Origin of the sequence: Arthrobacter sp. NPDC093125, from assembly GCF_044754225.1 — a bacterium.
GTDB lineage: Bacteria > Actinomycetota > Actinomycetes > Actinomycetales > Micrococcaceae > Arthrobacter.
In genome coordinates, this window is sequence record NZ_JBIVOQ010000007.1 from 99,594 (window position 1) to 122,157 (window position 22,564).

Annotated in this window: 21 protein-coding genes; 5 read left to right on the top strand and 16 right to left on the bottom strand. The window is 62.2% G+C overall.

Features of this window, described 5'->3' with window-relative positions:
• Window positions 1-811: 811 nt before the first annotated feature.
• A complete protein-coding gene (locus ACIP9X_RS14525) occupies window positions 812-2,107 on the top strand; it encodes an SIR2 family protein (protein ID WP_400480448.1) in 1,296 nt (431 codons plus the stop codon).
• Between the two features lie 237 nt (window positions 2,108-2,344).
• Here ACIP9X_RS14525 and ACIP9X_RS14530 read toward each other — a convergent pair whose 3' ends face one another.
• The 11 genes from ACIP9X_RS14530 to ACIP9X_RS14580 are packed head-to-tail and all read right to left on the bottom strand — an operon-like array spanning window position 2,345 to window position 13,706.
• Window positions 2,345-2,785 carry a DUF4913 domain-containing protein gene (locus ACIP9X_RS14530; RefSeq protein ID WP_400480449.1) on the bottom strand — a complete coding sequence of 147 codons (441 nt, stop codon included), beginning with the start codon at window positions 2,783-2,785 and terminating at the stop codon, window positions 2,345-2,347.
• 11 nt (window positions 2,786-2,796) lie between these two features.
• Entirely contained in the window at window positions 2,797-4,569 is a 1,773-nt protein-coding gene (locus ACIP9X_RS14535) for a type IV secretory system conjugative DNA transfer family protein (RefSeq protein WP_400480450.1), read from the bottom strand.
• Window positions 4,566-6,161: a helicase HerA domain-containing protein gene (locus tag ACIP9X_RS14540; protein ID WP_400480451.1), complete on the bottom strand. Its 1,596-nt coding sequence runs from the start codon at window positions 6,159-6,161 to the stop codon at window positions 4,566-4,568. Before ACIP9X_RS14540 ends, ACIP9X_RS14535 begins: the two co-directional genes overlap by 4 nt.
• Complete coding sequence (locus ACIP9X_RS14545) at window positions 6,161-7,669, bottom strand: SCO6880 family protein (RefSeq protein ID WP_400480452.1); 1,509 nt, start codon at window positions 7,667-7,669, stop codon at window positions 6,161-6,163. Before ACIP9X_RS14545 ends, ACIP9X_RS14540 begins: the two co-directional genes overlap by 1 nt.
• The gene (locus ACIP9X_RS14550) at window positions 7,656-8,933 is read right to left on the bottom strand and encodes a hypothetical protein (protein ID WP_400480453.1); all 1,278 of its coding nucleotides are present in this window, start codon (window positions 8,931-8,933) and stop codon (window positions 7,656-7,658) included. The genes ACIP9X_RS14545 and ACIP9X_RS14550 overlap by 14 nt, the downstream gene beginning before the upstream one ends.
• Window positions 8,930-9,670 (bottom strand): hypothetical protein, encoded by a 741-nt coding sequence (locus ACIP9X_RS14555; protein WP_400480454.1) that lies wholly within the window; start codon window positions 9,668-9,670, stop codon window positions 8,930-8,932. The genes ACIP9X_RS14550 and ACIP9X_RS14555 overlap by 4 nt, the downstream gene beginning before the upstream one ends.
• A gap of 26 nt (window positions 9,671-9,696) precedes the next feature.
• Window positions 9,697-9,966 carry a hypothetical protein gene (locus ACIP9X_RS14560; protein WP_400480455.1) on the bottom strand — a complete coding sequence of 90 codons (270 nt, stop codon included), beginning with the start codon at window positions 9,964-9,966 and terminating at the stop codon, window positions 9,697-9,699.
• 11 nt (window positions 9,967-9,977) lie between these two features.
• A complete protein-coding gene (locus tag ACIP9X_RS14565) occupies window positions 9,978-10,586 on the bottom strand; it encodes a DUF6668 family protein (RefSeq protein WP_400480456.1) in 609 nt (202 codons plus the stop codon).
• 36 nt (window positions 10,587-10,622) lie between these two features.
• Entirely contained in the window at window positions 10,623-12,068 is a 1,446-nt protein-coding gene (locus tag ACIP9X_RS14570; RefSeq protein ID WP_400480457.1) for a chromosome partitioning protein ParA, read from the bottom strand.
• 43 nt (window positions 12,069-12,111) lie between these two features.
• Window positions 12,112-12,630 (bottom strand): hypothetical protein, encoded by a 519-nt coding sequence (locus ACIP9X_RS14575; RefSeq protein ID WP_400480458.1) that lies wholly within the window; start codon window positions 12,628-12,630, stop codon window positions 12,112-12,114.
• A complete protein-coding gene (locus ACIP9X_RS14580) occupies window positions 12,630-13,706 on the bottom strand; it encodes a CHAP domain-containing protein (protein ID WP_400480459.1) in 1,077 nt (358 codons plus the stop codon). Before ACIP9X_RS14580 ends, ACIP9X_RS14575 begins: the two co-directional genes overlap by 1 nt.
• Before the next feature lie 178 nt (window positions 13,707-13,884).
• Between ACIP9X_RS14580 and ACIP9X_RS14585 the strand changes: the two genes are divergently transcribed.
• Window positions 13,885-15,036: an alpha/beta hydrolase family protein gene (locus tag ACIP9X_RS14585; protein WP_400480460.1), complete on the top strand. Its 1,152-nt coding sequence runs from the start codon at window positions 13,885-13,887 to the stop codon at window positions 15,034-15,036.
• Here ACIP9X_RS14585 and ACIP9X_RS14590 read toward each other — a convergent pair.
• From ACIP9X_RS14590 to ACIP9X_RS14600, 3 genes are read right to left on the bottom strand one after another with little or no spacing between them, the layout of a single operon-like run.
• Window positions 15,033-15,944: a hypothetical protein gene (locus ACIP9X_RS14590; protein ID WP_400480461.1), complete on the bottom strand. Its 912-nt coding sequence runs from the start codon at window positions 15,942-15,944 to the stop codon at window positions 15,033-15,035. The genes ACIP9X_RS14585 and ACIP9X_RS14590 overlap by 4 nt on opposite strands.
• A 3-nt stretch (window positions 15,945-15,947) precedes the next feature.
• On the bottom strand, window positions 15,948-16,397 hold the full coding sequence (locus tag ACIP9X_RS14595; protein ID WP_400480462.1) for a hypothetical protein: 450 nt from the start codon (window positions 16,395-16,397) through the stop codon (window positions 15,948-15,950).
• Window positions 16,398-16,850, bottom strand: coding sequence for a hypothetical protein (locus ACIP9X_RS14600; RefSeq protein WP_400480463.1), 453 nt, complete (start codon window positions 16,848-16,850; stop codon window positions 16,398-16,400). It abuts the gene before it with no gap.
• Between the two features lie 237 nt (window positions 16,851-17,087).
• On the opposite strand from ACIP9X_RS14600, the gene ACIP9X_RS14605 reads away from it, so the two are divergent.
• The 3 genes from ACIP9X_RS14605 (at window position 17,088) to ACIP9X_RS14615 (ending at window position 19,766) form a co-directional block, all read left to right on the top strand.
• Window positions 17,088-17,447, top strand: coding sequence for a hypothetical protein (locus tag ACIP9X_RS14605; protein ID WP_400480464.1), 360 nt, complete (start codon window positions 17,088-17,090; stop codon window positions 17,445-17,447).
• A 37-nt stretch (window positions 17,448-17,484) separates the two neighbouring features.
• Window positions 17,485-17,721 (top strand): hypothetical protein, encoded by a 237-nt coding sequence (locus ACIP9X_RS14610; protein WP_400480465.1) that lies wholly within the window; start codon window positions 17,485-17,487, stop codon window positions 17,719-17,721.
• Window positions 17,722-17,924: 203 nt separating this feature from the next.
• Complete coding sequence (locus ACIP9X_RS14615) at window positions 17,925-19,766, top strand: MarR family transcriptional regulator (protein WP_400480466.1); 1,842 nt, start codon at window positions 17,925-17,927, stop codon at window positions 19,764-19,766.
• A 185-nt stretch (window positions 19,767-19,951) separates the two neighbouring features.
• On the opposite strand, the gene ACIP9X_RS14620 is transcribed toward ACIP9X_RS14615, so the two are convergent.
• Together ACIP9X_RS14620 and ACIP9X_RS14625 are read right to left on the bottom strand one after the other, a co-directional pair.
• Window positions 19,952-20,542 carry a hypothetical protein gene (locus ACIP9X_RS14620; protein ID WP_400480467.1) on the bottom strand — a complete coding sequence of 197 codons (591 nt, stop codon included), beginning with the start codon at window positions 20,540-20,542 and terminating at the stop codon, window positions 19,952-19,954.
• A 158-nt stretch (window positions 20,543-20,700) separates the two neighbouring features.
• Window positions 20,701-21,642 carry a ParA family protein gene (locus ACIP9X_RS14625; protein WP_400480468.1) on the bottom strand — a complete coding sequence of 314 codons (942 nt, stop codon included), beginning with the start codon at window positions 21,640-21,642 and terminating at the stop codon, window positions 20,701-20,703.
• Between the last annotated feature and the right edge of the window lie 922 nt (window positions 21,643-22,564).

Here is a 22,564-nt window from a genome sequence, read left to right on the forward strand (position 1 = left end):
AGCTAGCCGTTCAGCACCGCTTGGCAAGGCGTCCCGTACTGACCCTTCTCCGAGACGGGAGGCATACGATGCGAAGATGGCGACACCGACGATCCGGGCGGCATTTAACTGCCAAGGCATCTGGGATGGGCTCCACCCCCTGATCCGGGAGCCGGCCAAGGAAAGGGCGACTTACGCGGCCACGGGGTACCACACCAGTAGTCAATCAATTGGCTCACGATGCCCGCCGAACTACTTCCCGAGCCGTGACACCTGCTTCTAGTTGCGGCTGCTCGGAAACCGCTTTCGGGGGCGGCGGCTGAGGGTTGAGGGCCCTAGAGTACCGGTTCCCCATCAAGGGGCCACGCGGGAAGATCCCGTCCAAGACGGCCGGACTGATGCGCGATACGTGAACAAGCAGGGCGCTGTAATTCATAACCCATCCTCCAAGAAGCAGAACTGCACGGCGTCGGGCTTCACATGCCGAGGGCAACTGCCGACGTGCATTCCTGCTCCGCATCGCCTAGCAGAAGGATTTACAGTCCTTCCCCATGAAGCGCCGCTAATGTCGCCGAAACTAGTGGTTGGTGCGTTACGGTAGCGTTACTCCTGTATTCCGCGATAAGTTCTGATTCGCCTATTACGCAGGGTGATGCCGCCCCGTTGTCTCGGCTATACCCCAAGGATCCACAGCCTTGCCTACCGCCGAAGCCTTGTCCTCTTCGTACGAGAGGACCATCATGAATAGAGATGGGCACAATCTTTCAGCTCTCCCGCGTGGACGGTTCTTGGCGGGTAATTCCCTGCACGGGTACAAGTAGAGGCGTACAAGGTGATTCAGTCGGATTCCATTCGGCGCATACTTCCAAGGGCAATCAAAAACCAGGACGACGCCGTCGTTGATCAGTGCCTGGAGTTTGATCGGGAGTTCACCGCGGTCGTGATGGATATTCTACCTTTCCCTAATGACCTACTGGATAACCCGAATGCGGTCCGCTGGGTACTTGACTGGCGGGACAGAATCCGAAGCTCCTGGAGTACCCCAGACGACGAGCAAAAGGCATATCTCCATGCAATATGGGGACTTTACTGGGACGGTCAACTCCTTCCCGTGGCAGGTGCAGGCATCAGCAAGCCAGCGGGATTTCCGCTTTGGGGGGAGTTGACGAAAGACTGCCTCCTCTATGCGCGCCGGCATGCGGAACCCGAGGACGTTCAGCAAGTCGTCACTGCTTTCGATCAGCTCAACTCCAAGGATTACACCGACGCGCAGCTAAAGGAGGCGACAGACGCGTTCGTGACAGCAGCCCGCGGTAAGGCCTCGATCTGGCTTCAAAACCTTCTTCAAACCTATTACAAACGCCTTCCCGGCTTATGGGCACCCGTCGCTCCTACGCGGCTACACGACCGCCTTGCAGCGCTGCATCATGCAGCACGACCCTCAATCACCGGCGGGCCCGTTGGTCTCGGAGGACCTGGAATCCGAGGCATTGTGACGTACAACTTCGACCAGATGCTGGAGCTCGCTATGACCAACCGTCGTTGCGGTGTCGAGGTGTTCTTCAGCAAACAAGGGGCCCCGGTGAGCCTACTACAGGGGGACATTCAAGGAGATTACCCATTTCCCATTGTCCACGCCCACGGCTTCATTCCAATGCAATCAGAACCCGTAAGACCAGAAGGCTGGATCAGACGTCCTGACGTGCTGCCTGCGCAGCACGCTGATTCTGAGGAAACGATTCGTTTGCACGACGTTGTCTTCTCCCAGTCCTCCTACAAAGTCCTCTACGCCAACGCCGACGGCGTGCCTAAGTTGGTGCACAAGGAAATTTTGGGTCGCGCCGGCTCACTCTTTATAGGCTGCTCACTAAAAGATGATGCAGTGTTAAACGAACTTCTAGAGGCGAAAGAACAATCGCCCCTCAATACGCATTTTGCAGTGTTCCAAGATGAATCTCATGTTCTCGACGACTTCGGGGAGTACCGTAAGGCCCGTGACCACTTTTTGCACTATGGCATCAGGCCTTTCTTTATTAAGGACCATGATGACCTTCCAATTCTTTTGGACGGACTAAGAAAACAAGGCGCAGCCTACATCCGGAAGTGCAGGCTCGCGGGCGGCGGGTGAAAGCAACGCAGAAGACGGGGATAAGGCCTCACTGGGTTGCCACAATTGACTGTGTCATGGGCATCGCGCTTGGCCTCGCAGCGGGTGGCAGTTCCCGCTGCAGCAACACTTTTGGTGGGGGTGTCCACTGCTACTGCTGCCAAGGGAGCTACCCTAAAGACTCCCAACTTCCAGCCGTGGATAACCCGGACTGACCCCAACCGTTGACAGCTTGGAGTCACCTAGTTCTGCCCGGAGCTACCTATTTTGGACGCGCACGTCGGGGAACCAGCCGTTCGGGGCCTTTTTGGGCTCCAGGTGCTCGGGGTCGCGGTGCTTTTGCATATCGCATTTGTAGAACGGCCCTCGAGGGTCCAAAAGCACACTCATGTGGTGGTCTGCATGGTCCCTCCACCAGACGCTGATGCCGGTGGCTCCGTCGAGTCTGAGGTGTTCCCATGCCCGCCAGAGCGCTTCCACCCGGGAGACTGCTTCCGGGTGGAAGTACCACTCGAAGCACCATTTTGCAGCGCGTCCGTCGACGTCGCGGACGTAGGTAGGGAGTAGCTGCTCGTGCAGGAACTCCTCCGCTGAGCCGTAGACCAGTTCTGGTGGTTTTTGGTCTTCCCGGGCCGTCTCAGCCGGTTCTGCTGCCAGAGTTCCCGGGGCTTCACTGAACCGGCCGATGTTGACAGTCATGATGGAGTCTCCTACCCGTTTACCCAGGGATTGGTGGTAGGGGCGGCAGCGGCCGGCACAGCGACTTCTTCCGGGCGGGGGCTGTACTTTTCGATGGATGCCTCTACTGCGTCCTTGTGGGGTCCGGTGTACCAAGGCATGGTGCGAACCATGGTGGCCGGTGCGCCGGAGGCGAGGATGACGGCGCGGCCGCGGTCGAGTTCGGCGAGGTTGGAGACGTCGAAGATGCGTTCCTTACTCTCCTGGCGGGAGCGGCTGGACCCGGACTTGCCGGAGGAAACCGAGACGCTGATGTAGCTGTAGTCGCCGATGAGGTCCGAGAGGGCGCGGAGGAAGCCTTCTTCGGCGACCCCGCCGCCGTAGACTTTGACGTTCGCGGCCGACCAGATTTTCCGCATGTTCGCCTCTCCCCACAGCTCGACGCCCTGGGACCAGGACTGCAGGATGCCCATGACGATCAGCCCTTTGGAGCCGTAGTGGCTGAACTGGTCCGGCAGGCCGGCCCAGCGGACGACGTTGGCCAGCTCGTCCAGGGCGAACAGTGCCGGCAGTGGCAGGCGGCCGCCAGAACGTTCGGCGCGTTCCTCCATCGCCTCGGCGATCGCCACGGTCAGGGCGGTGGTGAGCGGGGCGGCGGAGCCGGCCCCCTCCTTGGAGAGGATGTAGATCGTCTCCCGGGATGCAGCGAACGCGTGCGGGTTGAACTGCCGGCGCTTGTCGGAGGCCACTGTTGCGCCGCCGGTCGGGGCGACCCAGCGCAGCGTGTTCCGGCTCTTGAGGCACTGGATCATTTTCTCGGCGGTGCCGAAGATACCGTCACGCTGCTTGTCGGCCAGCTTCAGTGTGGACTCCAGTCCCTTGTACTGCAGCTCGTAGTCATGCTCCCGGAGGATTTCGATGGGTTCCTGGCTGACCTGTTCGGTCACCCACACATAGACCTGCGTGATGGGCAGGTTCCCGAGCGCGGCCGCGAGGAAGTACGAGGACAGGATGTCCTCGGCCTTGGGGTCGAAGTAGGCATCAGGCTTTGACCCGGGCACCCGGGATCCGACGGCGAAGTGCTGGGTGAGTTTGTAGGCCTTCTCTTCGTCGGTGACGTAGGAGAGCGGGTTCCACCACCAGTCCGGTTCTTCCTGGGCGATCTTTTGCGGGTCGAACACCCACACCGGGGCCGTGGCTTCCCGGACGCCGCGGGTGCCGTCCACGACGTCACGCTTGTTCGACGTCGATACCACCGCCCCAGGTGCGTCCAGGATGGCGGGTATTACCCGGGAGGTGGACTTACCTGTCCGGGGTCCCCAGATGTCGAGGCTGAGGTCTTCCCATGATTGGATGAACGTCTGGCCGGTGGAGACGACCTTGCCGACCACGATCCCGGGGTTGTCCTTGATACCGAGACGTTCGGCTTTGGCCTGTGCGCCCTTGTCGGAGAACGCCGCGAGGGATTTGCCGCGGCCGAGGTAACGGGCGGCCTTGTCGACCCGGGCGCGCTTGGATTCGCCTTTCTTCCAAGCGACCAGTACGAGGATGGCCAGGGCCAGGATGAGGCCGGCCATGACACCTGCGGCAATGGTGGACTGGACGGGCCAGGGAACCCGGCCCTTGCTGAGCCCGGCAATCAGGTCAATGGGGTGCGCGGGCGGGGCCTTGAGGCCGGCCATCCAGGACCCGAGGTGCGCGGCCCCGTAGGTCCCGCCGCCGAAGACGGCGATGAAGCCGATGGCCAGCCAGACCATCAGCGCATCAGCACCGAAGCCCATCCCTTTACGGTTCGGAGCACTCACAGCGTCCCTCCTTCCGGGGGCAGCCCAGGAGCCGCCGGGTTCATGAGCGTTTCAGCGGGCTCGTGCCATTTGGTGTTTGTGTCGTTCAATCCCCCACCTTGCTCGATGGAGGTCAGCCCGATCTGGACCGGGATGCCAGGGCGGCCGCCGACCTTGATCAGGAACTTCCCCCGACCCGGGGGTTCGACGTCGAGGCCGCGTGAGTCCCAGGCGGGCGGGTCCTGCCAGGAGATGAGCTTTTGCTGCTCCTGCCGGGACAGGGGGATCGCTGAGGTCAGCAGGGGCATCTCCGAGGCCGGCAGGCCGCCGCAGATCACCATGCCGGAGCGTTCGACGAAGCCGCGGGCTTTCATCCGGTCCTCTTCCGCCGGGAGGGCGAGGAGGTCGGACATGGTGTGGGAGATCATGATCTGCCCAACACCCACAGAGCGGTTCAAACGAGTGAGGGCATCGACCCGGTCGACCATGCCTTTGCCGGACCGCAGCGCCCGCCAGAGTTCATCCAGCACGACGAAGTAGTTCCGGCGGGGCTCCAGGCCCGCGTCGGCGAGAGCATTGGCGACGTTCACTGTCCCGAATCCGTAGGACCAGCAGGCGAGCAGCACCGCGGCCTGCAAGTCAGTCTCGGTTTCATCGATGCTGGAGACATCAAAGACCACGGCCCGATCACGCCGCATCGGATTGGTGGTCTGCCGGGAGAAAATCTCACCAAGCTTCCCTCCCCCTGTCAGCCCCAGCAGGGTCGCTTCCAACGCCCGCGTCTCCTGCAGGTAGACAGACTTGTCTCCCCGATCCAGCGCGACTTGCCGCAGTTCGGCGGGGGCGGCGATGATGACGTCGAGCAGGTCTTTCAGGACGGGGATCCCGTCGAAGGTGTCATCCAGGACGCACAGTGCACGATCCAGGATCGTCTGCTCCTGGTCGGTGGGCGGGCTGTTCCTGCTGATCGTGATGAGGGAGACGACCATGTTCAGTCGTCGGCCGTGGGCGTCGGCCCGGACCCGGGCGGCCGCAGCATGGTGGCCTTGCGCCTCGAGGAGGTGAGCGGCCTCGACTGACTGACCGGGGTCCAGAATGTTCAGGTAGCCAACACCACGGCCCAGGGAAATGACCTGACCACCGAGAGCCCGAACGGCCTTAATGTGCTCACCCTTCAAGTCCCCGAGCACCAGCGGGTGGACTCCCTGGGCGGACAGGCCCAGGAACATGCGGCGCACCAGCGTCGACTTCCCCAACCCTGGCTTGCCGAGGATGAAGGCGGAAGGGTTGGAGATGAGGCGGGCGCGCTGGAACCAGCTGATCGGGTCGCAGCAGACCGTGGACTGGGTTTCCTCGTGCCGGCCCAGCGGGACGCCGATCATGGGCGAGGACGCCCCGGAGGAAAAAGGCCACAGCCCGCAGACCTGGACCGTGGTTCCCCTGTACTCCGTCACGGACGGGACGAGCCGGGCCATGCCGCCTCCGCGCCCGGACCAGCCCCGCGCCCCGGGACCCTGCTCACGTGCAGAACCGGTTCCGGAGTGCCTGGCAGACGCTTTTGCTTGCATTACTGTCTTTGGCAGCTTTACTGGCAGGAGTCGCATGCGTGCCATTACAGGGCATCCTTGATCTCGGACGGCAGCAGGCTGTGCTTGGGCAGGACCAGCCCCAGTGGCAGGGACGCGGCGAACGCGGTGTCCTGGGCGCCGTAGGCGCGGCGCAACAGCACCCGGGAGGTGCCGGAGGTCTGTTCAATGGCAGCCACAGCGTCTGCCAAGCGGTCCCGGTCCGTGACGGTGGCGGTGACGACCATGCCGAAGTTCACCAGCCCGGCGCCTTGGGCTTCTTCCTGGGCGGTCTGCACGGCTGAGCGGGCGTCGACCAGGGCGCGGGCGGAGGGCCGGGTCCCGGAGGTGATGCGGACGTTGGCGTTGTTCTGGTCCCGCTCCACGACGGCTGCGGCGCGGGCGGAATCCATCGGCCGGTACAGCAGGGACACGCGTTTGCGGTCAATGTCTCCGTGCGGGGCCAGCAGCCGGGACAGGACCGAGGAGTTCACGGACCCGCGCGGTGCCCCGGTCATGGTCCAGGAGGCCGAGAATGCACTGTCGTGCCGGTAGGTGTCCCAGTCCGCCTGTGTGGCGGTGGGGCCGGCCTCGCCCCAGGTCAGGGAGACCGGGGACCCGGCGGCGTGGGCTTGATCAATGATCAGCGCAGCGGGCGGATCGTAGGCGATGCGGACAACTTCGCAGAGTTCCTGTGCCGTCATGGGCCGGGCGATGCCGGCTCCGGTGGACTGCAGGCGGGCCGACAGGCCCGGGATCCGGGAGGCGAGGTCGCGGGCGACGTCTTCCGGGGTGCGTTTCTTTGATCCTGCCCGCAGGGAGGCGTTGAATGTCAGGGAGACCCAGGCGCGGACCGTGGCGGATCCTTCCGGGTAGGTGTCCACGACCTCGCGCAGAATTGCCTGGGCGAATTCCGGCGCGTTCGGGTCGATGTTCATCTCCACTTCGTTCCTCAGCCGGTAGCCGGAGTCCGGGGCGGTTTCGACCGTGACGGCCGCGGCGTCCAGGCCGGCCTCGTCGGCGAGGCCGGCGAGCCAGCCGCCCCAGTTCGCTACCCAGGCGTCGACCTGTTCCGGGTCCACCAGTGAGGCTCCGTCAGGTTCGGTGGAGAAGATCACGGTGAAATGGCTCGTGGCCGGGACGTGGAGCATGGCGAACGGGCGCTTGTAGGAGTCGGTGAACTCGTACAGGGTCGACTTCGCCGCCAGGCCGGGCAGCTGGTACATGCCCCACTGCGTCACACCAAGGGGGCCGGAACGGTAGAGGTTCGTTCCCGAGGACCTGGACAGCCGGAATGCCATCCGGGTGCCGAACCGGTCGACGGCGGACTGGCCGTGCTTGTCCTTGACCGTCAGCAGCAGGACGCTGACCCCTGCCACGGCCAGGACAGCGAGGCCGACGAAGAGACCCCAGAGAGCGAAACTGACGATCCCCAGCAACAGCCCGACCATGACAATCCCGGTGCCGATGGCGCCGAGGTTGGCCAACCCGGCAGAGCGCGGTACGCGCCAGTTCCCATAGGACGGTTCCTTGTATTCGCTGTTAATTGCTGCCACTGGGGCCCTCTCCGGTTGAATCCTGCGCGGTCTTTTCGATGGCCTGCGATGTCCTGGACGCCACCTGCGCCCCTGCAGCCAGAGCCACGCCAGCTGGCCCAGCTGCCGCTGCACCAGTCGCTGTCCCTGCGGTGCCCACAGTTGCTCCGGGTCCTGCCGTGCCCGCTTTGCCTGCGGCTGCAATCCCGGCGGCGCCGCCGGGCCCAGTAGCACCCGGTATGGGCTGACCTCCCCCGCCCCGGGGGCCAGGCGTTCCGTCACTGCCCTTCGGAGAGGCACCAGTGTGAGTACTCTGCGTGCTGGCCGTAGTGGTTGTGCTCGCAGGGACTGGCGCGGCATTGCCCCGCCCGCTGCCACTGCGGCCCAGGGACACGGCGCCGGTGGCTATGGCCCCGACTGCGGCCCCGGCTGCTGCTCCACTGCCGGAGGCGACGGCGCCGACCATCGGCGTGACGAACCGCATCAAGGCCGGAAGTGCGAACAGGGCAACGATCATCAGCGCGAAGCCCGTGATGGAACCGACCAGGGCGCTCTGCCCGCTGTTGTTGCCCATGAGGAGGAACGCGACGGAGTACACGATGGCCGCGGCTGGCTTGTAGAGGATGAAGGCGATGGTCCAGCCAACTGCCTTCTGGAACCACTGCCGGCCCATCTCCGTGTTCGTGAAAGCGGCGGTAGTGGGCAGGATGCCGGCCAGGATCACGAGCATGCCGCTGCGGACAACCATCAGGACGATCTGGGCGAGGGAAGCAATCAACCCGATCAGGCCCAGGACGATGAGGATAAATACCCCGACTTCTGTCTGCCCGGTCATGACGAGGATGTTCATCGCCTGCGCGAAGCCCTTGCCGTCGGTGGAGCGGTCGATGATGGCGGCCGAGAATGTATCTGCGGCAATGACCAGAATTGAGATGACCCCCAAGCCAATGCCGGACACCAGGGTGAGCGTGATGAGGGAGCGTAGAAGATCCTTCAACGGTGCTCCGCGCTGTTCCCAGCTCATGCGAATGCCGCCGATGATGACGGCGAGGACCGCCAGCGTCAACGTCCACGTCGTTAATTCGCTGTTGACCGTGGAGACCACGGGACTTGGCCCCGTTCTGTCCTCACTGATGAGGTTCACCGTGGGCATGGAGACCCAGAAGGTAGACAGAGTTGTCACCATCTGACTCATGCCCTCCATGATGGCTTTGGCCGAGTTGCTTATGGCGTCATCAGCAAGCCCTGCGACCCAGTCCCCTACCGGATTCCAGGTCGGCCTCATGCTCCGCTCCAGGGGATGAATCCGGAAAGGTCAGGTACTTGCCGTGGTTCCTCAAGGGGCGCACCGTTGTCGGCGACGACTCCCTTCCAGTCTCCGTCCTGCCACAGCAGTGTCGTCCGTACCGAGGCGAGTGCTCCGGTGTTCGCCTTGAATGCCAGTTCCACCACTGCCTTGTTCGCTGTGTATGAGACGTTGAAGCCGGCTATCTGGACCTTCACTGATGATGCAGGAGCCGCGGTCTGGGGTGCCTTCATCCCGGCGTCACGGCCGGGTCCTTTAGCCGCGAGGTGTTCGGCAATGGCCTGTTCCTTGGAAGGATCGCTACCCAAGGCCCAGAGATTCACGGCCGCATATAGAGCCCCTGTTGGGGTGTGGGCAAAGCATGACCTGATGCCCTGGCCGTCTATTTTTCCGGGGCCGATTTTAGGATCAGTGGGGGCGGCCATGGTGCCTACAAGCTCCCATGTCGTTTCCGGGGCAGAGCCCAACGCCGTTTCTGACGATGAGGGGAGTCCGCAGACGCTTTTGCCAGCTTCAGCTGAAGGGCTGGGGCTGGCGGTGGCTGGGCTGCTGGACTCCGCGGGGGCAGGGGCCGGCTGCGCGTTTCCCTGTCCTTCGGGGAGCAGGAAGATGACGACGGTTGCTGCGATCAGCGCGACCACCAGCGCGGCAGCGATGATGAAACCTGGCCTGGTGAACGGATTGCTTTCGGTGGTGCTCTCTGTTGACTGGCTCATGAAAATCTCCGGTTGCTGGTGCTGGCTTAGACGAAGGATCGGACGATTCCGGAAGAGCCCGTGATGATGATGCAGCCCATCAGGACCCAGCCGAGACTGGCGAGGGTCTGGCCGCCCTCGCCGCGCTGGAGTGAGATGACCAGCTTGATGCCGACGATGATGACGCCCAGGACGCCGAGGACCAGGCCGATACCCGATGCCCAGTTCAGGATCGTCAGCAGCCCGTCGGCCTGTTCCGGGATGGTCGGTGTGGGGTTGGGGATGACGCTGGATGCAAGTGCGGAGAGGGAGTTCATGGTGCGACCTTTCAGGGGGTGGTGTTTGATGTGTCGGCGGCCAGGACCGCCATGTCGGTGATGAAGCGTTGGTATTCGCGGGCCGGTGGCGGCATCGTGGTGTCTCCGTGTCGCCAGGCTTCTACCCAGGGCAGAGTCCAGAGACGTGGGGCTCCCCCGCCGACGATGGTGGCGAGGTCCCGGAGTGGTTTGGGGGTCTTCCCCGGTGCGTCTGCCAGGATGGTGAGGCCAAGCAGTTCTATCTCCGGGGCGGCTCCTGACGCCCATTGGGTCAGTGCGCTCCTGGCAGTTGTCAGACCGCGCATGTCTGCACGGCAGACCAGCACCACCCGTGGCTTACTGCCGTCCTGGAGGACGGGCCAGCAGTGATCGGTGGGGCGTGCTCCCTCGAGGAGGTCAGAGATTCTGCTTTCACCGGCTCCCCCGTGAGTGCCGACAACCCACAGTGCTGCAGAACCTGTCATGGTGCGGCCGGCTAGCCGGTCTGCTGCGTCCGGTTCAACCATGCCCTTCAGGGGCGCACTAATGACTGCCGTCGGCGGCACGTATGTGTCGGGTGTTTCCTCTTCGGCGTTGTCGACGGTGGGGCCGGTAATCCACGGGTTCAGCGACTGTTGCATCTTTCGTCCTCCTTTCTGCGTCCGTTGGTGGGTGGCTTAGAAGCCCTTGGCGACGGCGGCTGCGGCGGCCAGCCATGCCCGCTGGGTGGCGGGCTGGAGTGCTTCATAGCGGATGGGGCCGTTGACCAGGGCCGGGTCGTAGGGAATCCTGACGACGGCTCGGACGAATGGCTCAAAGCCGTCCGCGATCCGTTGGGCCTCGGCTTTGGCCCGCTTCAAGGCATCCCCGGTCATGCTGCGCTTGGCATCGGTGGATTCGGAGACGATCACGACGGCGTTGCGGGCGAGCTCGGCGTCGTGGCCCCCGCGGGATTCGAGGGTCTGCAGCGTCAGCCGGGCCGCTTCGGCGCGGTCTTCGATGGCCGTGACCGGCACGACGAGCTGGTTGGTGTGGTCGATCATGCGTCGCCAGTTCGCTGCCCGGGCGGTGTTGCCCGAGTCCATGACCACCAGCCGGTAGTAGCGGGTGAGGACCTGGTGGGCGATGTCCACTTCCTCGGCGGTGACTTCGTGGTCGCCTTCTTCGTTCTCGTCCGAGCGCAGCACGTCGAACTTGTCTGCGGTCTGGTGGTGAACGAACTTGGCAATCTCAGCAGCGTTCGTTGACGGGGAAAGCAGTTCGGTGGAGGAATCGATCAGGTCCAGAACGCTCCGGTCATGGGCGCCCTTTTCCGTCCGCCACCCCAGCGTGCCCTGGGATTCGTTGTTGTCCCAGGCGACGGTCGCGGCACCGCTGTAGCGGGCGAGGATGGCCGAGAGCATGACGACCGTGGGGGTCTTGTTCGCCCCGCCTTTGCGGTTGACCACGGCAATGGTCCGGGGACCGGGCCAGTGCTGGCTGACCGTGCGGATATCCTCCCGCTCGGAGAGTTCTTCAGCGGACGGGTCCATCCGAAAGCCAAGGCGCGTGAGCGCACCCCGCCAGCCCTGTGTGGCCGGTTCCAGGACCGGGGCACTGACCAGGAACGAGGTTTCCTTCAAGCTCCGGCGGGTCGTCGGTGCTCCGTCCGTGGCAACTGCCGGCGCTGGCGTCGTCTCTGACGCGACGGGATTCGGCGGCCACGGCTGGCGGTCCACCGCGGCGACGGCGGCAGTGGGTTCTGCCGGAGCGGCCACAGGCTCAGGTCCGGGAGCCGCGGTATCAATGACTGTGGGAGCTGGCGTCTCGGGCGTGGGTTCCGGTGCTTCGGCCCGGCGTCGGGCGGGACGTGCCTCGTAGGAGACGGATTCGATCTTGTTGTCCGGGTGCACGATCAGTTCACCGTGTCCTTCGGGATCCTCGATCTGGACCCTGACCGGACGGTTCAACGTCTGGGCCTCGCCCATAACCAGGGCAAGGGCATTGTTGCGAAGATCCTGCAGGGACTCCCCTGCGGGGACTATGCGGGAGTTACCGGCAACGACGACCTCAGCGGTTCCGTTGTCACGGACGATGGCCCTGATGTTTGGAAAGGCCAGGACCTCGGTTGATGTGATGCTCATGGGCTTTCTTCCTTTACGTGTGTGAGTTGGGGAGTTCCGGCGCTTAGGACGAGGGTGGAGTGAAGCGATTGACCTTCCACGGGGCTTCCTTGCCCGTGCGGAGCAGCTGCAGCGTGTAGGTTCCGGCGTCGGTGGGCACTGCTGCCATCACCCCGTAACCGTTGGCCTCATCAACGCTCAGAGCGGCCGGACCGGTGACGCGGCTGGCGGGAATAATGGCCGGGTCCACAGCCGAGTAATCGGCAGCGGCTTGTGGCGTCAGCCAGCGGGCAAGATCGTTGGCCCACTGCTTTTCCTCCACTCCAGGGCGGGCAAAGTCGGCCATGGCCTTCTCCGCAGCGTCTACGGCCGCGTCCTTGCTGGCCTTATCCCAGGTAATGCCGATCGTGGCCGGCACCGTGCCGCCGGGTGCCTGCGGGCCGCTGCTGACGCTCAACGAAACCGGCGCGGAAGGCGTGACAGTCGCGGTTTCAGCAGGCGCAGGCGTGGTGTTCGCTGCCGGTCCCGGTGCACACCCGGCGCAGAGCAGGGTTACTGCGGTGAGGGCCAGGGGCTTCTTCATTACTTCTCCTCTTGGGTGGGCAAGTACAGGAAGGCGGAGGGGACATCGCTGCTTACGGTCCGGGTGTAGTAGTTGTGGTCGTCCGGGGGCGGGTTGCCGTTGTAGCCCTCTTCGACGTAGGTCCCGTCGTCTTTGACTTCTTTGACCACGGCGACGTGGCCGAAGGTGGGGTCCGCTCCCCCGGCACCTGGTGCGTACCAGACCACGGCGCCGACACGAGGAATGGAACCGGTAGGCCAGCCTTTGGCGTCCCAGCCGGCCTTCCACGTCAGGGCCGAGCCAAGGCTTTGCCCGTCAGGGCGGAAGGTGCCGTTGAGGAATTTGAACGGGACGCTGGTGGAACCCATCTGCTGGTTGACCCGCCAGAGGGCAAAGTCCACACATTCGCGGTTGAACATGCCCAGCGGGGATGCGGCGGCTGGGCCTGCACCAACCTGCAGCCAGGTCGGAGAGTCTTTCCACGGGTAGTCATCCCCGGCACCGGATTTCCCCGGAATGGCGCAGTCGCTGCCCTCGAGCGAGAACTTCCCGTCCGAGAGCGCCTGGACGAGCTTCACGGCCTCGGGCCAGTACTTCTGATAGTGGTAAGGGTCGGCGTTGCGCTGAACCTTGTTGCCGGCGATGGTCGGCTCCAGCAATTCCCAACCCTCGACCTCCTGCAGGGCCTTGATGAAGTTCGTGGCGCTGACTGCCGGGTCCATGCGGTCGGCATAGGAGCCCCACGCCCCGTTGTCGCGCTGCTGGAACAGCCCACGGGAGTCAGGGCCCGGTCCGTCGCCGTAATCCAAAACACGCAGCCCTGATTCCCCCAAGGAGACCATGACGCTGATCATTTGGCCCTTCACTGACAGATTCAGCGCCTTGCCGGCACCCATGATCGCGGCGGCGTTCTTCAACTGCTCCTGGGAATAGCCATCTACTTTGGTGTCGCGGGTGATGGCCACTGAGACGGTCGGGGCGCAGTCGGCAGCGGCGGGCTTCGCTGGAGCCAGGAGTAAGAGTGTGGAGAAGACCAGCGCGAACAAGAGGCCTTGAATCACGATCAGCGCCACGAGCCCAAGTGACTTCCGCTGCATGTGAATCCCCCTTCGAGCCTCAGGCGTCGGCTGGCTCCATCGAAACGATACACGCGTGTAGTGAACATGTGCAACGCTTGTAGTTGACATGAATTGTTCATATATCATGCGCAGAAAGGACGTTACTATGATTTGGCTTCGTTGCTCTTCCTGGATCCGCGCTGGAGGGTGAGACCTAATGCTGACGACACGCCGCGGCCTGGCCTGCCTGGCGTTCCTTGTGCCGACGGCTGCACTATCTGGATTCGCGGTTCTGATGGCCCGCAAGATCGTTAAGCGGGGACCAAAGGACTACCGTCGGGCCGAGCTGACAGATGATCGCCGCGGCGTCCGTATCGATTTAGACGACTACACCAAAGCCCCGGGTGACTTTGGCGTGTTCGACCCCGTCGCCGAGAGCTACACGAGAGTCGGCGAGGTCATGCTGATCGATGAGGATCAAAAGTACGTGGAGCGGCAGATCCATCCGCCGGGCTCCGGGCCGGGATGCCTGGGGCCGTTGGTCGATTGGACACCCGATGTTTTCTTCGAGCCGTCTGCGGTCGGCGGAAGGTTTGAAGAGGTGGACATCCCCACCGCCTACGGTGCGGCGCCTGCATGGTTGTTCGAAGGCAAAGACACGGACACATGGGTGATCCATATCCATGGGAGCTGGACCGACCGCTCGATCATGTTTCGAGACGTCCACGCTTTCAGTCCCTTGGGGTTCACTTCCTTGGTTCCCTCTTTCCGCAGCGACCTGGAGGTCAGCCCACCACAGGCTGAGTCGAGCCACCTTGGGCAAACTGAATGGCGTGACGTGGAAAGCGCTGTGGCCTACGCCGTGGCTCATGGAGCCAGGCGAATCATCCTCTCGGGCTGGTCAATGGGTGGGACCATTGCCCTGCTCACAGCGGAGCGGAGCGCCCACCGGGACCGTATTGTCGGGATTGTCTTGGTAGGGCCTGTCACGAGCTGGCGTAAGACCATCACAGCAGGGGCGGCGCGGGCAGGCGTGCCGGCGGTAGGGGCCGGCCTTGTCATGTGCCTGCTGCAGGCTCCCCCATTCGCGAAAATGCTCGGTCTGGAGGAACCCATCGACTTCAATGCCCTTGAATGGGTCGACGTACCTAACCGTGTGGCAGTCCCGACACTGGTCTTGCACTCCAGCACAGATCAAGAGGTTCCCTGGGAGATCTCGGCGGCGTTCCAACGCGCGAATCCTGAAACCGTCACCCTGATTCCCTTACCTGAGGCGCACCATACCCAGGAGTGGAATGCCTCGCCTCGCACGTTCACCAACGAATTGACGAGGTGGGTCAGCAAGACGATCTTGATTGAGCAAGGCTAGACCTGCGCGTCTAGCTTGGCTTCAATTTGGCTGATTCTGCCCTGAATAGACTCGGGGAACGTCGTTAAGTTCCCCCGCTGGTAGTTGTGCAGAACAATAAGGCTCTTGTAGACCCCATTTTCGAGCGTTTCATTGAAAAGGTCCCACGCCGGACTGACCCGGGATTGATCCGCGTTCACCCGGATCCTCAAGGCAGTAAGCCAGAGGGCGTCGATCATCCAGAGACGCAGCTTCGGGAGCTGCTTCGACAGGAAAAGAATCAGCCAGCCCGCGGCCGTCACCGAGAGGCCTGCATAGAAAAGGCGGTCAAACCAAGATCCGATCGCTTGAGCGAAGGCGTCCCAAGGCGAGAAGTGGAACAGCACTACGTACGCAAGGTGGCACGAGCAGGCCGCCGCAACCACGGTCAGACCTGCTGAGAATGTCGCGTACAGGCCCCTCGTCTTGTGCCGAAGCATGTAGATGATCCTGAGTACGGTGAACAACAGCGCGAGCATGTATGTGCCGCTGTACGCGGCCGTTGCGAGCTGGTCCATGCGGGAATCAATGAAGTCCGCAGCCGTTGGACCTTTGTCCTCAATCAGGGCGAAGCTGACAATCATGATGGGAATGCTCAGCAACGGAGTGTAGTAAGTCCATCTGACTGATACGTTCGCTAACCGCCGCACGCTGTCGTTGAAGAAGAAGATCGCCAGCAGCGCGAAGATGGCTTGAAGCAGGTTCGTCACGTTGACGCCACCGAGGTAGCTATCGATAACCACTAGTGGTGTAACCGTTCCCAAGACATAGAGCGCCGTAAGGCCGAACGTCGATGCCAGCCACGACACCCGGGATTCCGCCACCTTGACTACCGAGGGGATCCGAAGGAGGCATAGGGCACTCAGCAGCGCAAAGAGCAACAGTTTCATGGTCTAGCAGAGAAAAGGATCAGGATCGGACGAGCTTCGCGCCCGGGTCTTCTTCGACATCTCGAAAGCAAAATCCTCCACCCACCGTTCGACAGGATGATTCGGCACGGACCGGCAGGTGACACTAATTGCGTCCGCGGTTTCCCTCAACATCTCTTCCGAGAGATCCGGCAGAGCCAAGGGAATCCGAAAGCTCTCCAAATAGATGTGCCCGAGCTCGTGATAGATGCAGTGGAGTTTGTACTGCCGCGACTTCTGCGGTGGGAAATAGACGTTAATGCGATCTTCAAATTCGGCTTTGAAGGCCGTCAACGCACCCCAAGACTCCTTGTACTCGATCAGATTGATCGGCTTCTCACAGATCACGGTTAAGCGGTCGACAACTTCCCTCATCGACGTCGTGCCATCTCCGCATAACTCCCGGACCTTTTCTGCGACCGGCGGGAGAACCATTCAGTCTCCCTCTTCGCCGTTCATCGACGCATCGATAATCCTGGTGATCGTCCTCAGCGTTTCTGGCGAGGTGGCCCCCAGATTTCTCGCTGCAAAGTTCTTAACCTTGAGCTTCCGCATCTGCACAAGGAACTCCATGCGCGCTTCCACTTCAGGAGGAGTCTCACTATTCAGATCACACAGATAGCTAGCAGGTACGGCAAAAACGTACTCAGCTATGCCCTTCAGCAGTTCTTGATCTGTGACCAGGCTGCCAGTGCCATTGATCAAGTAGGACCACCGCGTCCGCGACAGGTGAATTCCGTGGGCAGAAAGTGCTTCTTCGACATGAGGGTACGTGAGCGCAGTGTTGTTATCGGACTCCCAGATATCCACCAGGATCCCCATGCGATCCGCCAGCCGCTCCTTCTTCTGTTGCTGCGTGAGAAACACGCTGCGGCCCCCATTTGCCATCTCTATAGCTCCTTAGCCAAGCTCAGCTACTGGTATAGACCGCCATACAGAGCAGGCGGGTAGCTGACCCAAATGCTACCCGATGCCTACCGGAGGGTACAGGCACTGGGTTGTACATGTGCGGAGCATGTATGTAGTCTGTCGCTTGCTTGATTCTTTCTGAACGAGCAACGGGTACCGCCGCGGCAGAACCTGTACATCTATAGGTTCCCTTGAAACCGAAGTGAGCGTGATGACTTGGAGGAATACCGTCCACCCAAGCTGATCGGCAAGAAGGCGCCACTGAACTGCCTCGTGCTTCCCTATCAGCACCACACCGCTTGGAAGGCGGCGCAGCGGTACAACATGTCCTTCGGTGAGTATGTCGGCGCGCTGATAGACCGCGCGGAAGGACGTCCCAACAAGCTTGATGGGATGCAGCAGGGGGGCATGGCGTATCGAAGAGTCGTAGGACGCCAAAATGCGACACGTCACAAAGACGACACGCTCCCGTTTTCTGAAAACAAATCCCCGGAGGGCTGCTGGGCCGGTGATAGTTTCGGAGCAGTCGCAAGGGACGTCCAGTTCAGCGGCGGGCTAACAACGATGAAGCTGTAACCGTGACTGCGGGAACAAAATTCAAAGGACACAGCACATGACGGCAGTAGCAGTAAATCGAGGCGGCGGTCGCCCCAGCAAAGGCCTGCGTAAGTTCATTGGGTTCCGCTCACCGGAACCCACTGCTGACGGTATCGCCAAAGTAGCAGCTCACAAGGGCCTGACCGTTACTGAATACCTTCTGTCCGTTGTGGAACCAAAGCTGCAAGAAGACCTGGCCGCACTAGACCGCGACGACTACCAGCAGGAGCTGCCCATCCGCATCGCCTCATGACAAAAGAGAAGGCCCGCACAAGGCGGGCCTTCGAAGCTTGAGACTTACCCTCTGGATTGCTTGCCGGCGGATCAGATTGTAAGTCGTGGAGGGCCAACCAAGGCCATCCTTTGTGTTGCTATGAAACCGATCTGGCAGGATCGGCCCTTTTTCATACCTCAATCCCCGAAAGGATTACCCACATCGTACATCAGCACGTCTCCGTGCTTCCAGCACGCCCAATTTCTGGCGTGTCAAAGCAACCAGACGACCCAGCCACCGTTTGGGCGGCGCTAGCACCCCTGCTTGCCGGCCAACCCCGCGTTCGACTGTCCCGTGACGCGGGCAAAACGTACCCCCAAAAACACGAGCGGAATCTCACCGAATCATTGCCTTCGCTGCCCGCTGCAGTGCGGATTTTTGGCAAGGACGGCACCTGCGCGGCGATCTTCCTCGACTTCGACTCCTCCGTGGCAGGTACGGACTGGGTCCAGGCCGACGTTCGCGCCGTCCAGACCTGGCTGCACTCAGTCGGGGCCCGCTGGATTGAGGACTACTCCCCCAACGGCGGCCGCCACGTCTACGTCCCACTGGCGCAGCGGGTCACGTTCTCTGAAGCGCGTGATCTTGTCGAGGCGCTGGGCACCCGGTACCGGACCCTGGACAAAACCCCACACCAAAACCTGCTCCACGGCTGCATGCGAACCCCCGGCTCACCGCACAAGCGCGGCGGCCACCAAGAACTGGCGATGAGCCTGTCCATGGCATACGACATCGCCCGCCGGCCTAACAGTGCCGCGATTTGGGCAGCCATGACCAACGACCTGGCCGCCGAGATCAAAGCCGTCCGGGCGCTCCGCCTGGAAGAGACCTTCACCCCGGCGACCTCAGGCGCTCCTGCCATCGACCAGCCTGTGGGGCGCATGTCCCGGGCCATGCAGGTGCTGGCCCAGACCGGAATGTACGACACCAACCGGTACGCCTCAGACTCGGATGCCCGCCAGGCGGTCATCGTCAGTGCCGCAGCCGCCGGCCTCGAACTGGTGGATGTGGAGCGCCGGATGCTGCAGGGAACGTGGCCTGGGCTGGCCTCCTTCTACGCCCGCTATGCAGCCCGTCACCGCCTCCCATCGCTGCGCCGTGACTGGATGAGCGCGCTCAGGTACTTGAGCAAAAAGCCCACCAAGACCGTCCGGAATGACAATGTCCGCAAATCCCCCACAAGCCAGCCACTTACACAGGCGGGGCAGGTTAGAGGGATTAATCCAATTTCGGATCCCGATGCAGAGCATCGGTTCATTCGGATCTGGCGAAACGCGCTGCGCATCAGGGAGGTGAATTACCAGGAATCCAGGATGGGGATGGCGCGACGGATGGTGCTCAGGGCCTTGGGGGAGGCAGCCCACATGACCTCATCCCGGTTCATCGAATTTGGCGTTCGGTCCATTGCCGTGGCTACCGGCTTGGACCACACCACCGTTGGGCTGCATTTGAGGGAGCTGCGTGCCGAGAAGGACCCCTTGGTCACCCTCGTTGAAGAGGGTAGAGGAACCAAGGGTGATCTGTACATGCTCACCGTCCCCGAAGACGTGAAGACAGCCGCCGAGGACCTCACCTGGCAGAAAGGGAAGATCCACGCGTTGCGGCCGGTATTCCGGGAGCTGGGTTTGCCGGCCGCGTTCGTCTACGAAGCGCTGGAGCACTCCCCCGCCATGCCGACCGCCGAGATCGTGCGGGTCACTCGACTGTCCCGGTCCGCCGTCCATGAGGCCCTGGAAGTCCTTGCCGCCTGGAACCTGGTTGTCCGCAATTCCAGGCGGGCCTGGTCAATCGTGGCCGGAACTTCACTGAGACAACTTGCTGAACAGTTCGGGGTCCTTGAAGCGGTGGCCCTCCAGTTACAGCGGTACCGCCATGACAGGATCATTTGGCGGGAATGGCTGGCCAAGAACGTGAACACGGTACCTGAGTTGCTCTCCCCCGACGAGGACTATCCGTGGGAGATGTTCGAGGGGCCACCCCATGAATGGTCACTGTCTCACGTGGCCTTTAACAGAACCGGATGAGGGTCAACGCCAACGGCCTGCCAGATGTGAGCCGCTCCCCCGGCCTGCGCACATGACAGGTCTTGTTGAAGCCGACCGCCGCATCCATTCCCCCGGTGTAACTTTGACACTCTCCGTTTTCGTGCCATAACTAATGCCATAAATGCAATGGGAAGACGAGCCATGCCTGTTGCAGGAGGCCAACATCACTCTTCCGGAGTTTGTCCCGCTTGGATATGAAGCTTGAAGACGGTCGAGACGAGCGCGCTGCGTGATGGTGCGTCGAACTCGGTGACCTTTTCATCCAGCCAGGCAACCTGCAGCCCGTCGAGACGCAGCTGGATCTGAATGCCGGCCTCCCCCCGCTTCCGCGGTGCGCGGCGGGGCATGCCGGAGCTGGTGAGCGTGGTCTTGGGGGTGAACTCCTCGGTGATCTGCTTGTCATCGACGGCTTCGAAGGCGTCAATCAACAGGTCGGCGTAAGTGGTCCGCTCTTGATAGACAGCATCCTTGACTTGGGCCAGGAGCGCCGGCGGCAGGTACACCCCGACATTGCGCAGCGCCCCCGGAACCAGCTCGGAGGCCTTGGCCGCGTTAGCTGGCTTCTTGGCAGTAGGCTGCTGCCCCGTGGTGGCCTTTTGGGCCTTGACGGATGTAGGCTTGCGCTCCTCCCTCTCTCTTGCCGCCACAAGGGGCGCTTCCTCAACAGGTGCTTGATCAGCGGGCGGCTTGTCCGGCTGCTGCTGCTCAGTAGGTACCTGCGTATCAGCGGGCTCGGGTGCTGCTGCTGGCGGCATCCGGACAAGTTCTCGGGCCGGTGCCTCCACGGACTCCCCGGGTTTGGTTTCTGGTGCAGGGACGCCTTTCCCCCGCTTCGGAGCCAGCAACCCTTGCAGTGCTGCACCGCGCGCAGGCGCTACAGGTGCGAATGCCCCGGCAAGGCTCTGCCGGCCGCTCATGCCTGGTTCCCGCTTTCGATCTCGTTCAGTCGTGCGAGGATCTCGCCGGTCAGCTGCTCGTATTCTTCAGCCAATCCCCCGGCATTGCGTGAGAAGAAACCGTCCGCCGGCTTCTCCCCCGCCCGGAGCGCCTTCAGGCGGTTCTTCTGTGCGTCGGTGACGGCACCTTCAAGTTCGTGGAAGAGCAGGCCCTTTCGGCGGGCGTCGGCGCTTGCGCTCTCCAGGTTCCTGATGCGGGTTCCGAAGACGGGGGCGACGGTGCCAAGCATCTCTTCCAGGGTGTCTCGGACGCTTCGTTCCAGGCGCATGGAGCGTGGTCCGACACCGAACAAGACGATGCCCGCCAACTGTAGCGAGGGGTTTCGGTCACGTACTGCCATAAAGCGGCGTGCGATGCGTTCGACACCGTCGATGCTCGCATCATCGGAGCGGGTAGGAATGACGACGGCGCTGGAGATTGCGAAGGCTCCTTCTACAAGGATCCGCTCCCCCGGCGGGGTGTCGATCAGGATCAAGTCGTAATCGTCTGCCAGCGGGGCCAAGACGGTGTAGAGCATGTCGCCGAAGTCGCCGGCGTCGGAGCGGCTGGAGCGGGACACCATGAGGCCTTGGATGTCTTCGAGGTCCTGGCCGCCCGGGATGACGTCAAGGTTTTGCCGCACGTCGCGCAGGATCATCGGCGTTGTGCCAGCGATCAGGGCTTGGAAGAATTCCCTCCCTGTCTGCCGCTCGTATCCGAGGTCGCGAGCCAGGTCGCCCTGCGGGTCAAGGTCGATCAGCAGGACACGGGAGCCAGCCAGCGCCACGTATCCGCCAACGTTGGCTGCGGTTGTCGTTTTGCCGACTCCACCTTTGCCGTTCGCCAGGGAGACAACTCGGTCAATGGCCCGCGTTGCCTGGGGTTTCGGGGGTACGGGGGTTTGCAGTGATCGTGCCATCGGCCGGCGACTCTCCTACTTGGTGGGTTTGCATGTTGTCCTGCTCTCAACGCTATGTGCACTTCTCCGGAAATGGTGGCAGTGACACGCATAAGAGGAACAACAGAGCATGGAGCAGGGTGATTCATGAAACGTCGCGTTGTAGACACGGCTGGGCGCAACGCGCGTTGGGCCATATGAAATCAAAGGGGAGCTTTAGCTGATGTTTCAATGTCATCTCCTGCCAGAACTACTGGCCTATCTTCTGCATTAGCTCTCATTGCATAGCACATTGCCGTTCGGGTAGTTGTCACTGCCTTTTAACTTGCTAGCATCGGTATTGCTAACCCTACGTGTGCACCCATTTAGCAGACTATTGAGCCTATGGCCCAGTCTCACGCATTGCCTTGCACAGATAGTATGGCCCTGCTTCCTGCTTATCCTCCAACAAGCCTTCTGTTTGTTTCTCCAATTGGAGGTATGGCATGACTTATGGCATGAACTGTTGTTGATTCTAAAGCGGATCTCATCACCTGTGGCGCAACGAGGAATAACGTTGAGCCTACGGGGTTGCGCCCAATGCTAACTGGGGGGCGCTTGTGCAGAGGCCCGCCATGGCCAGGGGAGCGGCCCAAGTGGCTCGAACGGCCAACGGCTGTGGTTCGTGGCAGACACCCGCTGGAATTTGGATGGGTCGTCCCGGACGGAAGGCTTATAAGGCCGGACATCTGCCCGAAGAGGGCGCCTCCAGTCCGTCGAACTTATGGTCAAGAAGTAAATGTCGGAAACCGTGGCTCAGCCCCCGGCGGGCCTGCCTGGCCGTTCGGCACGACAGGCGCCAGCGGTGACCCGAAATTTCAGCGGCATCCACTGGGAGCCGCTCGATCAGGATGATGCGGGGGTACGACAGAAGCCGGCGAACCCAGATACCTAGGCGGGTTGT

Excerpts from the sequence above, each read along its gene's own strand:
- ACIP9X_RS14565 (WP_400480456.1), bottom strand. The coding sequence starts at position 10,586 with ATGCAACAGTCGCTGAACCCGTGGATTACCGGCCCCACCGTCGACAAC.
- ACIP9X_RS14560 (WP_400480455.1), bottom strand. The coding sequence starts at position 9,966 with ATGAACTCCCTCTCCGCACTTGCATCCAGCGTCATCCCCAACCCCACA.
- ACIP9X_RS14585 (WP_400480460.1), top strand. The coding sequence starts at position 13,885 with ATGCTGACGACACGCCGCGGCCTGGCCTGCCTGGCGTTCCTTGTGCCG.
- ACIP9X_RS14595 (WP_400480462.1), bottom strand. The coding sequence starts at position 16,397 with ATGGTTCTCCCGCCGGTCGCAGAAAAGGTCCGGGAGTTATGCGGAGAT.
- ACIP9X_RS14610 (WP_400480465.1), top strand. The coding sequence starts at position 17,485 with ATGACGGCAGTAGCAGTAAATCGAGGCGGCGGTCGCCCCAGCAAAGGC.
- ACIP9X_RS14590 (WP_400480461.1), bottom strand. The coding sequence starts at position 15,944 with ATGAAACTGTTGCTCTTTGCGCTGCTGAGTGCCCTATGCCTCCTTCGG.
- ACIP9X_RS14570 (WP_400480457.1), bottom strand. The coding sequence starts at position 12,068 with ATGAGCATCACATCAACCGAGGTCCTGGCCTTTCCAAACATCAGGGCC.
- ACIP9X_RS14540 (WP_400480451.1), bottom strand. The coding sequence starts at position 6,161 with ATGGCACGCATGCGACTCCTGCCAGTAAAGCTGCCAAAGACAGTAATG.
- ACIP9X_RS14600 (WP_400480463.1), bottom strand. The coding sequence starts at position 16,850 with ATGGCAAATGGGGGCCGCAGCGTGTTTCTCACGCAGCAACAGAAGAAG.
- ACIP9X_RS14530 (WP_400480449.1), bottom strand. The coding sequence starts at position 2,785 with ATGACTGTCAACATCGGCCGGTTCAGTGAAGCCCCGGGAACTCTGGCA.
- ACIP9X_RS14580 (WP_400480459.1), bottom strand. The coding sequence starts at position 13,706 with ATGCAGCGGAAGTCACTTGGGCTCGTGGCGCTGATCGTGATTCAAGGC.
- ACIP9X_RS14575 (WP_400480458.1), bottom strand. The coding sequence starts at position 12,630 with ATGAAGAAGCCCCTGGCCCTCACCGCAGTAACCCTGCTCTGCGCCGGG.
- ACIP9X_RS14555 (WP_400480454.1), bottom strand. The coding sequence starts at position 9,670 with ATGAGCCAGTCAACAGAGAGCACCACCGAAAGCAATCCGTTCACCAGG.
- ACIP9X_RS14550 (WP_400480453.1), bottom strand. The coding sequence starts at position 8,933 with ATGAGGCCGACCTGGAATCCGGTAGGGGACTGGGTCGCAGGGCTTGCT.
- ACIP9X_RS14625 (WP_400480468.1), bottom strand. The coding sequence starts at position 21,642 with ATGGCACGATCACTGCAAACCCCCGTACCCCCGAAACCCCAGGCAACG.
- ACIP9X_RS14620 (WP_400480467.1), bottom strand. The coding sequence starts at position 20,542 with ATGCCGCCAGCAGCAGCACCCGAGCCCGCTGATACGCAGGTACCTACT.